The 13,296-nt window shown below is 65.6% G+C and carries 10 protein-coding genes and 1 pseudogene; 4 read left to right on the top strand and 7 right to left on the bottom strand.

Going from position 1 to position 13,296, the window contains the following annotated elements; all coding sequences use genetic code 11:
* Positions 1-250: 250 nt before the first annotated feature.
* From CP557_RS11770 to CP557_RS11795, 6 genes and pseudogenes are all read right to left on the bottom strand, one after another.
* Positions 251-697, bottom strand: a pseudogene (locus CP557_RS11770) (arsenate reductase/protein-tyrosine-phosphatase family protein).
* 92 nt (positions 698-789) lie between these two features.
* Positions 790-1,518: a phosphate signaling complex PhoU family protein gene (locus CP557_RS11775; protein WP_097380084.1), complete on the bottom strand. Its 729-nt coding sequence runs from the start codon at positions 1,516-1,518 to the stop codon at positions 790-792.
* Positions 1,518-2,438: a phosphate ABC transporter ATP-binding protein PstB gene (gene pstB / locus CP557_RS11780; protein WP_097380085.1), complete on the bottom strand. Its 921-nt coding sequence runs from the start codon at positions 2,436-2,438 to the stop codon at positions 1,518-1,520. The genes CP557_RS11775 and pstB overlap by 1 nt, the downstream gene beginning before the upstream one ends.
* The gene (pstA, locus tag CP557_RS11785; RefSeq protein ID WP_211290201.1) at positions 2,435-4,621 is read right to left on the bottom strand and encodes a phosphate ABC transporter permease PstA; all 2,187 of its coding nucleotides are present in this window, start codon (positions 4,619-4,621) and stop codon (positions 2,435-2,437) included. Before pstA ends, pstB begins: the two co-directional genes overlap by 4 nt.
* Positions 4,618-5,670, bottom strand: a complete 1,053-nt coding sequence (pstC, locus tag CP557_RS11790; RefSeq protein ID WP_097380086.1) for a phosphate ABC transporter permease subunit PstC — start codon at positions 5,668-5,670, stop codon at positions 4,618-4,620. Before pstC ends, pstA begins: the two co-directional genes overlap by 4 nt.
* Before the next feature lie 118 nt (positions 5,671-5,788).
* Complete coding sequence (locus CP557_RS11795; protein ID WP_097380087.1) at positions 5,789-6,895, bottom strand: substrate-binding domain-containing protein; 1,107 nt, start codon at positions 6,893-6,895, stop codon at positions 5,789-5,791.
* Between the two features lie 263 nt (positions 6,896-7,158).
* Here CP557_RS11795 and CP557_RS11800 point away from each other — a divergent pair, with 263 nt between their 5' ends.
* Together CP557_RS11800 and CP557_RS11805 are read left to right on the top strand one after the other, a co-directional pair.
* The gene (locus CP557_RS11800) at positions 7,159-8,154 is read left to right on the top strand and encodes a phosphate signaling complex PhoU family protein (RefSeq protein WP_097380088.1); all 996 of its coding nucleotides are present in this window, start codon (positions 7,159-7,161) and stop codon (positions 8,152-8,154) included.
* A 191-nt stretch (positions 8,155-8,345) separates the two neighbouring features.
* Entirely contained in the window at positions 8,346-9,740 is a 1,395-nt protein-coding gene (locus CP557_RS11805) for an aryl-sulfate sulfotransferase (protein ID WP_097380089.1), read from the top strand.
* A gap of 3 nt (positions 9,741-9,743) precedes the next feature.
* On the opposite strand, the gene CP557_RS11810 is transcribed toward CP557_RS11805, so the two are convergent.
* Positions 9,744-10,082, bottom strand: a complete 339-nt coding sequence (locus CP557_RS11810; protein ID WP_097380090.1) for a hypothetical protein — start codon at positions 10,080-10,082, stop codon at positions 9,744-9,746.
* A gap of 147 nt (positions 10,083-10,229) precedes the next feature.
* Here CP557_RS11810 and CP557_RS11815 point away from each other — a divergent pair, with 147 nt between their 5' ends.
* Positions 10,230-11,516 (top strand): Single-stranded DNA binding protein, encoded by a 1,287-nt coding sequence (locus CP557_RS11815; RefSeq protein ID WP_097380091.1) that lies wholly within the window; start codon positions 10,230-10,232, stop codon positions 11,514-11,516.
* Positions 11,513-13,294, top strand: a complete 1,782-nt coding sequence (locus CP557_RS11820) for a hypothetical protein (protein WP_097380092.1) — start codon at positions 11,513-11,515, stop codon at positions 13,292-13,294. Before CP557_RS11815 ends, CP557_RS11820 begins: the two co-directional genes overlap by 4 nt.
* Positions 13,295-13,296: the final 2 nt, after the last annotated feature.

The raw sequence follows: 13,296 nt of genomic DNA on the forward strand, positions 1-13,296 counted from the left end.
CGGTTGGCACTTATGTATGACAATAGTTGTCACTGGCCGAAATCGACGTGAGCTACCGCACTGTCGATCCGAATTGTTCGGTCGAGCGTGTCCGGGAATATATAGACGGCGTAGTACTGCGGCTCGCAAGAATCGCTTGGAGAGCCAGGCTGCTGGCAGACGAACCGGTAGTAGAACGTCTCGCATCGAACGGATACGTTCGACGGCGGGCTCTGACGATGACTGAAAACGCGAGGCTCGAACGACGTGGTTACTCGGCGGTGCTGAACTCGTCGAACAGTGCGATCACCCGCCGTTCGATCTCGGCGCGGATCTCGCGGACGCGTTCGGGGTCGCGGCCGTCCGGATCGTCGAGCCCCCAGTCGCGGACATCGACGCCGCTGCCGACCTCGCCAACATCGAGCGTCGAACAGCCCATCGTCGCGACGTAGTCGCACGATTAGAGTTCCTCGAGGGAGATTTTTCGTGGCGTGCGATCGGCGAGATCGAACCCCGCGTCGGCCATCGCGTCGACGACCTCCTCGTGGACGCGGTCCGCGGGGTGGGTCCCGCCGGTCAGGAGTTCGACCTCGTCGGTGCGTTCCCGGCGCTCGCGTTCCCGCTCCGCGAACGCCGTCGACAGCTGGGAACGGCCCGCGTTCTGGACGCACATGAAGGCGATGCGAATCGTGTCGGTGGAATCGGTGTCGGAGGACATGGGTTCGTGTGTTGGTCGCGTGTCGATATCGGCTCATCGACGCCGGAACTGCCGGCGTTGCCGCACGGTTCCGATCTACGTCGGTCGTCGAATCAGCGAAGCAGTTCCTCGCTATTCTCGAGGGCGTAGAGCGTCCGGGCGGCCACGTTCACCGCGTGATCGCCGACGCGCTCGAGGTCACGCGCGATCACGAACGTCCGCGAGACGTCCGCGATCACGTCCGCGATCACGTCCGCGACCGGTGGCCCTCCGGCATCGCCTTGGACTCGCCGCTCCCCGTCCGTCCCGCCCTCGACGTGCAACTCCATGAGGGTCCGGACGATCCGTTCGGCGACCCCGGCACAGCGGGCGTCGAGTTCGTCGTCGCGCTCGGCGACGGCGAAACAGGCCTCGACATCGTCCGTGACGAACGCCTCGAGTGCGCGCTCGATCTGCTCGAGCGCGAGCGCGGTGATTCGCTCGAAGTCGACGTCCGGAAGCGGCGAGGCGGATCCGGTCGAATCCAGCGCATACTCGGCCAGGTTCGCCGCGAGGTCGGCCACTCGCTCGAGGTCGGTAACGATCTTGAACGCGGCCACGACGAAACGGAGGTCGCCGGCGACCGGCTGGTGTAGCGCGACCAGGTCGAGACACTCGCGTTCGATCTCGAGACAGCGATCGTTGACGGTGGCGTCTGTCTCGACGACGACGCGTGCGAGTGCGAGGTCGTCGGTAAATAGGGCAGTAACGGCATCGTCGAGTTGCCCACAGACGCGATCGCCAATCGCGACGACGGCGTCGCGAAGCCGCTCGAGGCGTTCGCGATACTCGTGGCGGCCCATCACCCGAACTTGCCAGTGATGTAGTCCTCGACGCGCTGGCTCCGCGGATCCTCGAACACCTGATCGGTATCGCCGTACTCCACGAGTTCGCCGCCAGTAAGGAAGACCGCGGTCTGATCGGAGATGCGGGCGGCCTGTTGCATGTTGTGGGTAACGATGACGACCGTGTACTCCTCGGCGAGGTCCTCGATCAGGTCCTCGATCTTCGCGGTGGCGATCGGATCCAGCGCCGAGGCTGGCTCGTCCATCAGGATGACTTCGGGATCGACGGCGAGACACCGGGCGATACAGAGCCGTTGTTGTTGCCCCCCCGAGATACCCAACGCGTTGTCGTCGAGGCGGTCGGCAACCTCGTCCCAGAGAGCCGCGTCGCGGAGGCACTGCTCGACCAGTTCGTCCTCCTTGTCCTTCTCGTCGCGGCCGAGCAGCTTGGGGACGAGCCCCCGCTCGATGTCGCCGTGCTTTCGCGGGCCGTACGCGACGTTCTCCCGGATCGACTTCGGGAACGGGTTCGGGTGCTGGAACACCATCCCGATCCGCTTCCGGAGTTCGACGAGGTTGGTCCCGTCGGCGTAGATGTCCTCGCCGTTGAACTCGACGGCCCCCTCGATACGGGCGGCATCGATCCGGTCGTTCATCCGGTTGAGACACCGGAGGAACGTCGACTTGCCACAACCCGAGGGGCCGATCAGCGCCGTGACGCTCTTTTCGGGAATGTCGATCGAGATGTCCTGTAGCGCGTGGTCGTCGCCGTACCAGACGTTCAGGTCCTCGACCGACAGGACCCGCTTGCCGTAGAACGAGTACTCGCGCCACTCCGCTTTCGTCCGTTCGGTGCTTTCGCCGGTCGTCGTTTCGATGCTCGACGCAGTAGCGTCGGACTCGGTGCCGTCGGTCGTGGTAACGCTAGTTTCCGTCATTGGTGTAGTTTACTCCTGAAATACCGTCGCGAGGCGATCCCCATCGCGTAGAAGGCCAGCACGACCCCGAGCAACACCAGCGTCGTCCCCCAGCCGAACGACTCCTCCGCGCCGACGCCGGCGGTGATAACCGCGTACAGCTGGTAGGGGAGCGCGCTCGCCCGCTCGAGCAACGCCGGATTGGCGACGTGAAGGAACGGCGGCCGGAGGCCGACATCGACGGTGAACCCGGCGAGAATCCGCGGGGACGCGTTCGGGAAGTTCGGCCCGTTGAGGACGAGCAAGAGCGGCGCGGTCTCGCCCGCGATTCGACCGACGCCGAGGATGGCGCCGGTGATGACCCCCGGCATCGATGCGGGGATGACGACGCTTTTGATCGTGTCCCACTTCGAGACGCCCAGTGCGGCGCTCGCGTCCCGGTACTCGTCAGGGACACTTTTCATGGCCTCGCGGCTCGTGATTAGCACGAGCGGGAGCAGCATGAATCCCAGTACCAACTGGGTGACGAAGATCGAGGGACTGTCGCCGAACCGGGGCACCAGGAAGGCGAGCCCGAACAGACCGAAGACGATACTGGGCGTACTCCAGAGCCCGTTCGTGGCTATGTCGACCGCCTGTGTAAAACGGCTGTTTTCGGCGTACTCGGTGAGGAAGACGGCGGCACCGACGGCCAACGGGACGGCGAAAACGACCGCCCCGAGGACGATCCAGACCGTCCCGACCAGCGCCGGCATCACGCCCTTCTGGATGCCGAGTCCCTGCGATGGATTCATCAGGAACGGCCAGTCGATGGTGCCGCTGCCGTCGATGCCGACCGCCCCGCCGAACGAGTTGCCGGTGACGACGCCGTGGAGACAGACGACGACGAACGCCCACAGTGCGAGGCTACCGGTCGATGGCAGTGGTGGCACCCACGCCGGCGGCGATCGATCCGCAGCGAGCCGCGTAGCCGCACGCGCTCCGGCGGCGATCACCGCGACGCCGGCGACGGTGAACGCAATCGTCGGAACGACCGCGATACCGACGACCGCGAGTTCGCCCCCGGTTCCCAGTTCGAGCAACGCGGTGACGATCATCGCGCCGGCCGCGACTCGAAGACCGCGAGCGACGGTTCGCCCCCGCTCCGTGGTCGGCACCCACGGTGACCGCGAGCGCCGGAGCACGGCCAGGACGATCGTTCCGACGAGCAGTCCCGGGGCCGCACCGATCACGGCCGTCGGTTCGATCGTGACCGCGTACCCGGAGATGGACCGCCCCCTCACGATGACGACCGCCAGCGCGGCCCCGGCGAGCGCGAGCGTACTTCCGACGGCGAGCCCGACGAACGAAAGCAGTTTGTCGGTGCCGTCGGCGGTCGCCGGATCGAGCCGGCCACTGCGGACCAGCGACGCGAGCGCCCCGACGACAAGCAACAGCGCCGTCCCCGCGCCTACCGTGAGGTTCTCGAGAACGACCGTGATCCCGCGCTCGAAGACGAACACGAGCAGGAACGCGAGGACGGACAGCGTCAGGAGGACGACAAGCGAGATCAGGAGAAAGGCCCCGTTCTGTCTGCCGCGCGTCCCGAAGCCGGCGTAGGCGGCGGCGCTCGCTCGGCCGGCGAAGAGACCGCCGACCATTGTCAACAGCGGGATCACGAGTCGTCCGGGGATCACGGCGTCGAATCCCGACGGTTCCCACGTCCAACTCGGCGCGATCACGCCGGTCGTGACGACGACGCCGACGAAACAGACGAACGCGGCGACGGGGAGGGTCGCGCTGATATCCTCGCGTGCGACGAGGGTAAGATAGCCAACGATCCCTCCGATCGGAACGCCGAGGAGCCAGCCGACCGCGTCGAGTCCGAGGGTGTTGCTCGCGATCGCACCGGCAGTGATCGTCCAGAGAACGAACTGGACGGTCGCACCGGCGAGGCCGACAGATCGGTCGGGTGTTGTCCGCACGCCACCCCAGCGCGAAAGCACGCCTAACGCACCGATCGCGGCGCCGAGCGCCAGCAACACGGCACCGAAGTACGTGGCCGTCGACGCGCCGCTGACGGTGACGTCGATCGGGACCCACTCGAACAGCGCCGCGGCCCCGAGCGCAAAGGCCGCGAGCGAGCCGATGACGACCGCTATTGCGACCCGTTCGTAGGTCGTCCCTCCACCGTCGACGAGCCGCGTTTCGTAGGCGCCGCTCATTGTCCCTCCAGTTTGCGGTGCATCCGTCGTTCGATGAGCGACGAGACGATACCAAGCCCGGTGACGATGACTAACAGGAGGACGCCGGCGGCGAACAGCGTACTCCAGAACATCTCACCGGGTGTCACGTGGCCGTAACTCGCGGCGATAAACGTCGTCAGCGTCTCCGTGCTGTCGAAGGCGTTGTACAGTTCGGGCCGGGGCAACCGGCGGCTGTGCGAGATCATAACCGTCGCGGCCATAGTCTCGCCGATCGCGCGACCGATCCCGAGCAAGACGCCCGCGGATATCCCCGAGAACGCGGTCGGGACGGAGACGCTCTTCATCGTTTGCCATTCCGTCGCACCCATCGCCAGCGAGCCGTCTTTCATCGACTCCGGGACCGCCGAGAGGGCGTCCTCGGCTACCGAGACGACCGTCGGGAGTGCCATGAAGCCGATCACGAGTCCGATCACGAACAGCGCTCCGGGGTTGATCGAGAGGAGGTTCCCGACGTAAGGGTTGATGAGGGTAAAGCCGATGAACCCGTACACAATCGACGGGATACCCGCCAGCAGTTCGACTGCCGGTTTGACGATTTCCCGGAGCCAGTCGGGCGCGATGTCGCTGATGAACAACGCGCCCGCGACGCCGAACGGCGCCGCCACGAGGATGGCGACGGCCGTCGTCAGCGCGGTCCCCCAGATCATCGGTACGAGCGAGTACTGCTCCGCCGAGGTACTCCACTCGTTGGAACCGAACGGCCACACGAGGTCGAGACCGGCAGTGCGAAACGCCGGTAGCGCCTCCATCACCAGAAACACCGCGATGAGTCCGAGCGTCGACAGCGTCGCGACCGTCATCAGGAACGTCACGACCTTGGCGGTCAGCGCCTGCCGGGCGACCCAGCCAATACCGGCGATCATCAGGAACCCGTACAGGAACGTGATCGTCCACGCCGACTGTACGACGAAGCCGACGAACACCACGGTGGCGAACAGTATCTGTGCCAGCGCGAGAAGCAGACTCGGTCGGTCAAGCTCCGCCGCCGTCCGAATTATCGCCAGCATCTGTCCCCATACCCCCGACACCGTCTGCGATATCGTCCGTATACCAATCGTATTGAACATGATAGCGTGAAATCAACGCGGTTCCACGACGGTCACCGACCGTCGCGGACGAGCCCGACTACGCCTGATCGGCCAGCTTCCCGCGTTCCTCCTCGCGGCGCTCCTCCGGGAGCATGAAGTAGTTGTTCGGTTCGACGAAGTTCTGCTGTCCGAAGTCCGAGAGGATCATATTGAGGAACGCGCTCTCGCGTTCGTCGGTATCCTCGTAGGTGTAACAGTGGAGGTCACGGCTAAGCGGATACCCCTTGGCACCGAGGTTCTCGCCGTACTCGTAGAGGGTGCCGTCCAGCTCGAGGCCGATCGGCGGCGTCGCGCCGTCGGGGTCGACGAACGCGAGCGCGATGTAGGCGATCGCGTTGTCGTTTTGCTCGACGAGGGTCGCCACCTGCTGGTTCTGTCCGCGCCGCGTATCGGGGCTGATCGGTTCGTCGGGGTCGCCGTAGAGGTTCGCCCGAAACGCGGTGTCAGTGCCGGAGTCCTCCGCACGACCGACGGCGTAAATCTCTTTGTCCGGGCCGCCGATCTCGTTCCAGTTCGTGATCTCCTGTTTGTAGATCGCTCGGAGCTCGTCACCGGTGACCTGCGTGACGCCGGCGTCGGCGATCTCCCTGCTCACGACGACCGGCTGGCCGTCGACGCCGACAACGTGATCGACGATGTTGTCCAGTTCGTCGCTGTCTTCGCCGAGGATGGACTGTGCCGTCGAACTCGCGTCACCGATATCGACGCGGTCGTTGATGACGGCCTCGACGCCGGTCCCGGAGTGACTCAGTGCCACCTGCGTCTGGAACGGCGGGACGCTACGCTCCTCGGTCGCTTCGAAACCGTAGCGCCCCGCCCAGTAGTCGGCGAGGTTCTGATCGGTATCGATGTCGTACTGGCCGGGACCCCAGTACTCCTGATCGTCCGCCGGCGGATTGCCGTTCCACAGCGCGGACGCGTCGTTCGTGATGGGATACACCGTCGAGGAACCGTCGGCGGTCAACGCCGAGGTCTGCCCGTTCGACGAACCGTTACCGTTACCATTACCATTACCATTACCGTTACCCTCGTCCGAGTTCTGACTCGAGCAGCCCGCGAGTGCAGATACGCCGGCCGCCCCCGAGGCCACCACGAATTTCCGCCGCGATACCGGATTAGACAGACGATCTGAGTCGTGCGCCATCACCAGAAAAGGGGCTATGACTTATTAAAGCGGTTTATAATAGGGGTACCTTCGAATATGATCGGTACGTAGCGAACTAAGCGGTACATATCGATATCGTTCGAGCAGTACTGATATATAGAGATATATATGAGGATAGATCCGGACGGAGGCTCGAGTACTCGCCCTGTTCGACTCGCCGGCGAGATCGGGACAGCGAACGGCTCGGCGGGAGTCTATAGACGAATACAGATTTATAGTCCGCCGGTCAAAAACCGCGCCACATGGAGACGCGCAAGGTGCAGGTGACGGGTGGATCGACGTACACCGTCTCACTGCCGAAGACGTGGGCGACCGACAACGACGTCAGCGCCGGCACGACGGTCGAGTTCTATCCCGAAGACGGGACCCTCTTGCTGACGCCTCGTAGCGAGACGAAACGACAGGAGGGCACCCTCGACATTTCGAACCTCGAGGGCGAGCGGCTGACCCGAGCGGTGATGACGATGTACGTCAGCGGCTTCGACATCATCCGACTCGAGGCCGGGCGGATCACGACCGACCAGCGCCGGGCGATCCGCGATGCGACGCAGGGGCTGGTCGGCGTCGAGGTACTCGAGGAGACGACCGACAGCGTCGTCATTCAGGACCTGCTCGATTCCTCGGAGCTGTCGATCGTCAACGCGGTCACGCGCATGCGCTTGATCTCCCAGTCGATGCTCGAGGACGCCGTCCGGGCGCTGATTACGAACGACGACGACATCGCACACGACGTGATCGAACGCGACGACGACGTCGACCGGCTCTGGCTCGTCGTCTCGCGGATCTTCCGCGCGACGCTTCGATCACCCCGGGCCGCCGAGGAACTCGGCGTCCCCCGAGAGGACTGTTTCGACTTCCACTCCAGCGCTCGCCAGCTCGAACGCGTCGCCGACCACGCCGCCAAGATCAGCAACCTCGCGCTCAAACTCGACGACATCCCCGAGCCCGTCGCCGAGGGGCTCGAGGAACTGCAAGCCGACGCCTCGACGGTCCTCGAGAAGGCGATGGACGCGCTGTTCGCCGAGGAAACCGAGGAGGCGAACCGACTCGGCCACGAGGCCCGCGAGGCCGTCCTCGAGATCGACGAACACACCCGCCAGATCGACGATATGCTCCGCGACCTCGAGCCGGTACAGGCCCAGTCGCTGGGGTTGATCGTCGACTCGCTGTCCAGGAGCGCCGACTACGGCGGCAACATCGCCGAGACTGCACTCCAGAAGGCCGCCCCGCGGCCCTGAGATCGCCGTCCGGAACCCGGTGGCAGCGTTGACCGACGAATACGATGCCGTCTCGATGGCTGTCCAGTCGTTCTACTCGGTTCGATTCCGTGACAGTCATCGACGAGTGAAAAAACGTACTAGTATCTCACGCTGAAACCGACTATCGATGGCTTCCCAGACGAATCTTCCTGCGCTCGAGGGAGTCTCGCGTGACTGACCGGTCACGTCCGTCGCTCGCTCGCGTTCGATCGGCGCTCACGCGCTGTCGGCTCCGGATCGCCTTCGCCGTCCTCGTGTTGCTCTCGGCTGCCGTCGTCGCCAGCTCGGCGTCGGGCGGGCTCTCGACGGCGTCGAAAGCGGCTGTTCCGGCGGCCCCGCCGACCGAGAACCACACTGTCGTCACCGAATCGGGACGAGCGGGGACGATCACTGCCTACGGTCCCAGCGGCGAGGTCCGCTACTACAACAACTCGCGAACGAAGTACTTCGACGTCGATCCCGTCGAGAGCGATCCACTGACCGTCGAGTACACGGCGACCGACACGATCCACACGGCGGGCCCCACCTGCTCCGAGCCCCCGTGTGCGCTGAACGTCATCGAACGGGCCGACCTCGAGACCGGCGAGGTCGAGGTACTCTACGAGCGCTACGATCACCAGGAAACCGCCGGCGAGTGGCACGACGTGGATCGTCTCAACGAGAGCCACGTCGTCGTCGCCGATATCGTGGCGGATCAGGTCTTCATCGTGAACACGGAGACGGAAATCGTCGAGTGGCTCTGGGACGCCCAGAGCGACTTCTCCCTCGAGAGCGGCCATTCGTTCCCCCACGACTGGGCCCACATTAACGACGTCGAACACATCGAGCGCGGAGCGATGGCGGGTCGAATCATGGTCAGCCTCCGCAACCAGGATCAGGTCGTCTTCCTCGACCGTCGGGAGGGCCTGCTCGAGGACTGGACGCTCGGGGCGGAAAACGAGTACGACGTGCAGTACGAACAGCACAACCCCGATTACATCCCCGAGAGCGAGGGCGGTCCCGCCGTCGTCGTCGCCGACTCCGAGAACGGACGTATCCAGGAGTTCCAGCGCGAAGATGGGGAGTGGAATCGCACCTGGGAGTGGGAAGACGATCGGATCCAGTGGCCCAGGGATGCCGACCGACTCCCCAACGGCAACACGCTCATCACCGACACCCACGGCAATCGCGTGATGGAAGTCAACGAATCCGGGGCCATCGTCTGGCAAGTCGGCTCCACGCTCCCCTACGACGCGGAGCGTCTCGAGACGGGTGCCGAAAGCGAGGGCGGGCAGAGCGCACAGGAACTCGGACTCGAATCACGGACCGTCACCGACGGCGGCGACACCGATGCCAGCGCGTTCAGACCGGTCGAGTTCGTGGGTCGACTTCTCGAGCGCGTTCTCCCTCACCGGCTCACCAACGCGTTGATTTTCGTTGCGCCGGTCTGGATCGGGAAGGCGGAGGCCGCCGCCATCGCTGTCGGGCTCCTGTCGGGGCTGACCTGGGCCAGCCTCGAGATCCGCTGGTGGCTCCGCGGATCGAGTATTCGGGTCCGGCTCCCGGTCACCCGCGAGCACGAGTGAGCGTTACAGATCGCCGTGTCCGACGTCCAGCGAGCGGGGCTGACTCGAGGGGGAGACTCGCGTCCAGACGATACGCGCGCTAATCGCGCCGAGCGAGGTGATAATGAGGAGCGAGCAAAAGTACCACGGCTTGGATTGAACCACTGCCATGCCCCTGGTGGAGGCAGGTACGAGACCGAGTGCCAGCAGATAGAACGCGGTGAGGAGGACGAGCGACGACCGGCGGTAGCCGTGCCAGTAGAGAATACCGATGAGGATCCCCGAGAGGAGTCCGAGCTGACCCGAATGGAGTTCGAGGACAGTACTGAAGATCGACGAAAGGATGGTCTCGACGGTAGCCATACGCCCGATAATTTCTCCGGGACCCGTTCTATGATTTGACCTGCAATCCGACAGGGTATATGACGAGCGGCGCTCCGCGAGCGCCGACCGGATCACGGTCACCGCCCTGCGGGAACGCTTTTTATGCCCCAACTCGAAAGGCAAACGATGGAACTCGACGATCATGCCGAGGATCTCGCCTCCGACCTCGGTGTTGACAAAGAGGAGGTCAAAGCCGACCTGCAGAATTTGGTGGAGTACAGCGTCCCGGTCGACGAGGCCAAACAGAGCCTCCGGCGGAAGTACGGCGACGGATCCAGCGGCGGTGGCGGGACCCCGTCCGCGAAGGACATCGCCGAGATCACGCCCGACGAGAGCAACGTCACCGTGACGGGCGTCGTCCTGACGGCAGGCGAGCGATCGATCCGCTATCAGGGCGCCGATCACGTCATCGTCGAAGGCCGACTGGCCGACGAGACCGGCGTCATCGACTACACCGCCTGGGAGGACTTCGGCCTCGAGCCCGGCGATACGATCACCGCGGGCAACGCCGGCGTCCGCGAGTGGGACGGCGAACCCGAACTCAACCTCGGCGAGAGCACCTCGCTGTCGTTTCAGGACGGCTCGCTCGAAATCTCTGACGGGATTTCCTACGAGATCGGCGGCGAGGCACAGCTGGCCGACCTCCGGACCGGCGATCGCGCGGTCACGATCGAGGTCACGGTCGTCGACTGCGAGCGCAAGACGATCGACGGACGGGACGGCGAGACGGACATCCTGAGCGGCGTCTTCGGCGACGAGAGCGGTCGCCTGCCGTTTACGAACTGGGATCCCGCACCCGAAATCGAGGACGGCGGCTCGGTCCGCATCGAGAACGCGTACGTCCAGGAGTTCCGTGGCGTGCCCGAAGTCAACGTCTCGGCGTTCTCGACGGTCACCGAACTCGACCGGGAGATCGACGTCGGCAGCGACACGTCGACGATGGATGTCGGCGACGCCGTCGGCACGGGCGGCATCTACGACGTCGAGGTCGTGGGCAACCTGCTCGCGGTCCGTGACGGCTCGGGGCTGATCCAGCGCTGCCCCGAGTGTTACCGGGTCATCCAGAAGGGACAGTGCAGAACGCACGGCGACGTCGAGGGCATCGACGACCTCCGCGTCAAGGCGATCCTCGACGACGGCACCGGCACCGTCACCGTCGTCCTCGACGACGAACTCACCGAGCGGGTCTACGACGGCACCTTGGACGACGCCCTCGAACAGGCCCGGGAAGCCATGGACCAGGAAGTCGTCGCGGACACGATCCGCGAGCGAATCGTCGGTCGTGAATACCGCGTGCGCGGCCACCTCTCCGTCGACGAGTACGGCGCGAACCTCGACGCCGAGACCTTCGAGGAGAGCGACGACGATCCGGCCGACCGTGCGACGGCCTTCCTCGAGGAGGTGGACGCATGAGCGCGAACGGCGACGGCAACGGCGACGACGAGGTTCCGGGACGAGAACTCGCCTACCGACTCTTCGCGGCCGAGTACGACGACGCGACGCTGTCCTACGCCGAGAGCGACGAGGAACGGGCACCCAACTACGTGATCACGCCGACCGGTGCCCGACTCAACCGCGTCTTCGTCGTCGGGACCCTCACCGAAGTCACGTCGGTCAACGACGAGATGGTCCGTGCCCGCGTCGTCGACCCGACCGGCGCGTTCGTCGTCTACGCCGGCCAGTACCAGCCCGACGAACTGGCCTTCCTCGAGGGAACGGAACCCCCCGAATTCGTCGCAGTGACGGGCAAGGCCAGAACCTTCCAGCCCGACGATTCGAACCAGGTGTACACTTCGATCCGCCCGGAAAGCATCGCGACGGTCGACGCCGACACCCGGGACCGCTGGGTCGTCAGCGCGGCCGAACAGACGATCGATCGGATCGGCACCTACGCCGGAGCCGCCGAGCTAGACGCGAGCGGCGAGGCCCTGACCGACGCCCTGCTCGAGGCCGGCGTCGAATCCGGCCTCGCGGCGGGCGTTCCGCTCGCACAGGACCACTACGGGACGACGCCGTCGTACCTGGCAGCCCTGCGAGCGTGTGCGCTCGAGGCGGTCGAGGTCGTCGCGGGCGACCGCGATCAGGTGAGCGGACTCGACATCGCACCCGACGCGACCAGCCCCGACTTCGAGACGACGGTCGCATCGCTGGCCGATCTCGACGGCGTCGATCTCGAGCACCTCGAAGCCAGCGCCGACTCGACACCCGAGTCCGAACCACAGTCGACGGAGCCTGCGGTGGCGACGGCCGGCGGGAGCCCACAAGCGGCCGACCCAGCGGACACACAGCACGGCTCCGCCGCCGGGACGGCGACGAGCGACGGGACGGATACCGCTGCCACGACTGACGTCGATGCCGACCTCGAGACCGAGACGGCTGGGGCCGACCCCGAGACGGAGACGACTACGGCAGAACCCGAGACTGACACAGCCGAGGGCGACGGTGCGACGGCAGCCGGCGACGAGGCTGCCGACGCGTCGACGGACGAGTCTGCCGTGGCCAACGACGACGCCGACGGGGACGACGAACTCGGCGACTTCGATGTCAGCGACGGAGACGACGGCATGTACGAGATGGACGAGGAGGAACGCGAACAGCTCGAGGCGGAGTTCGGCGCGGAGTTCACGACCGGCAGCGAGGTCGACGAGCCCGGCGCGGCCGACATCGACGTGCCCGAGCCCGAAGCGGGCGAGGTCGGCGAGACGGAGCGCGATTCGGGGCTGGGCGAAGACGAGCCTGCGGCCGACGACGGCGCGGGCGAGACGGACGCTGCCGACCCGGACACCGATCTCGGCTCCCCGCCGGAATCGGGACTCGAGGCCGCGGACGACAGCCGAGCGGACGATTCCCTCGAGCCGGAGCCGGAAGACGAGGACGAGTCGGGGCCGGAATCGGATGCGGACGAGTCGGAGCCGGAGTCGAATGCGGACGAGTCGCCGGCCGAGGAGGGCTCGGAAGCCGATGGGGCCGAGGGCGAGGGCGAATTGGCCGACGACGTCGATCTGGCTGACTACGTCGTCGAGACCATGGCCGACCTCGACGACGGTGACGGTGCCGATCGAACGGCGCTGATCGAGCGGGTCGCCGCCGACACCGGGGCATCCACCGACGAGGTCGAGGACGCGATCCAGGATGCCCTGATGGGCGGCCAGTGTTACGAACCCGACGACGAGACGCTGAAGGCGATCTGATC

Origin of the sequence: Natrinema ejinorense, assembly GCF_002494345.1 — an archaeon.
In the GTDB taxonomy this organism is placed as follows: domain Archaea; phylum Halobacteriota; class Halobacteria; order Halobacteriales; family Natrialbaceae; genus Natrinema; species Natrinema longum.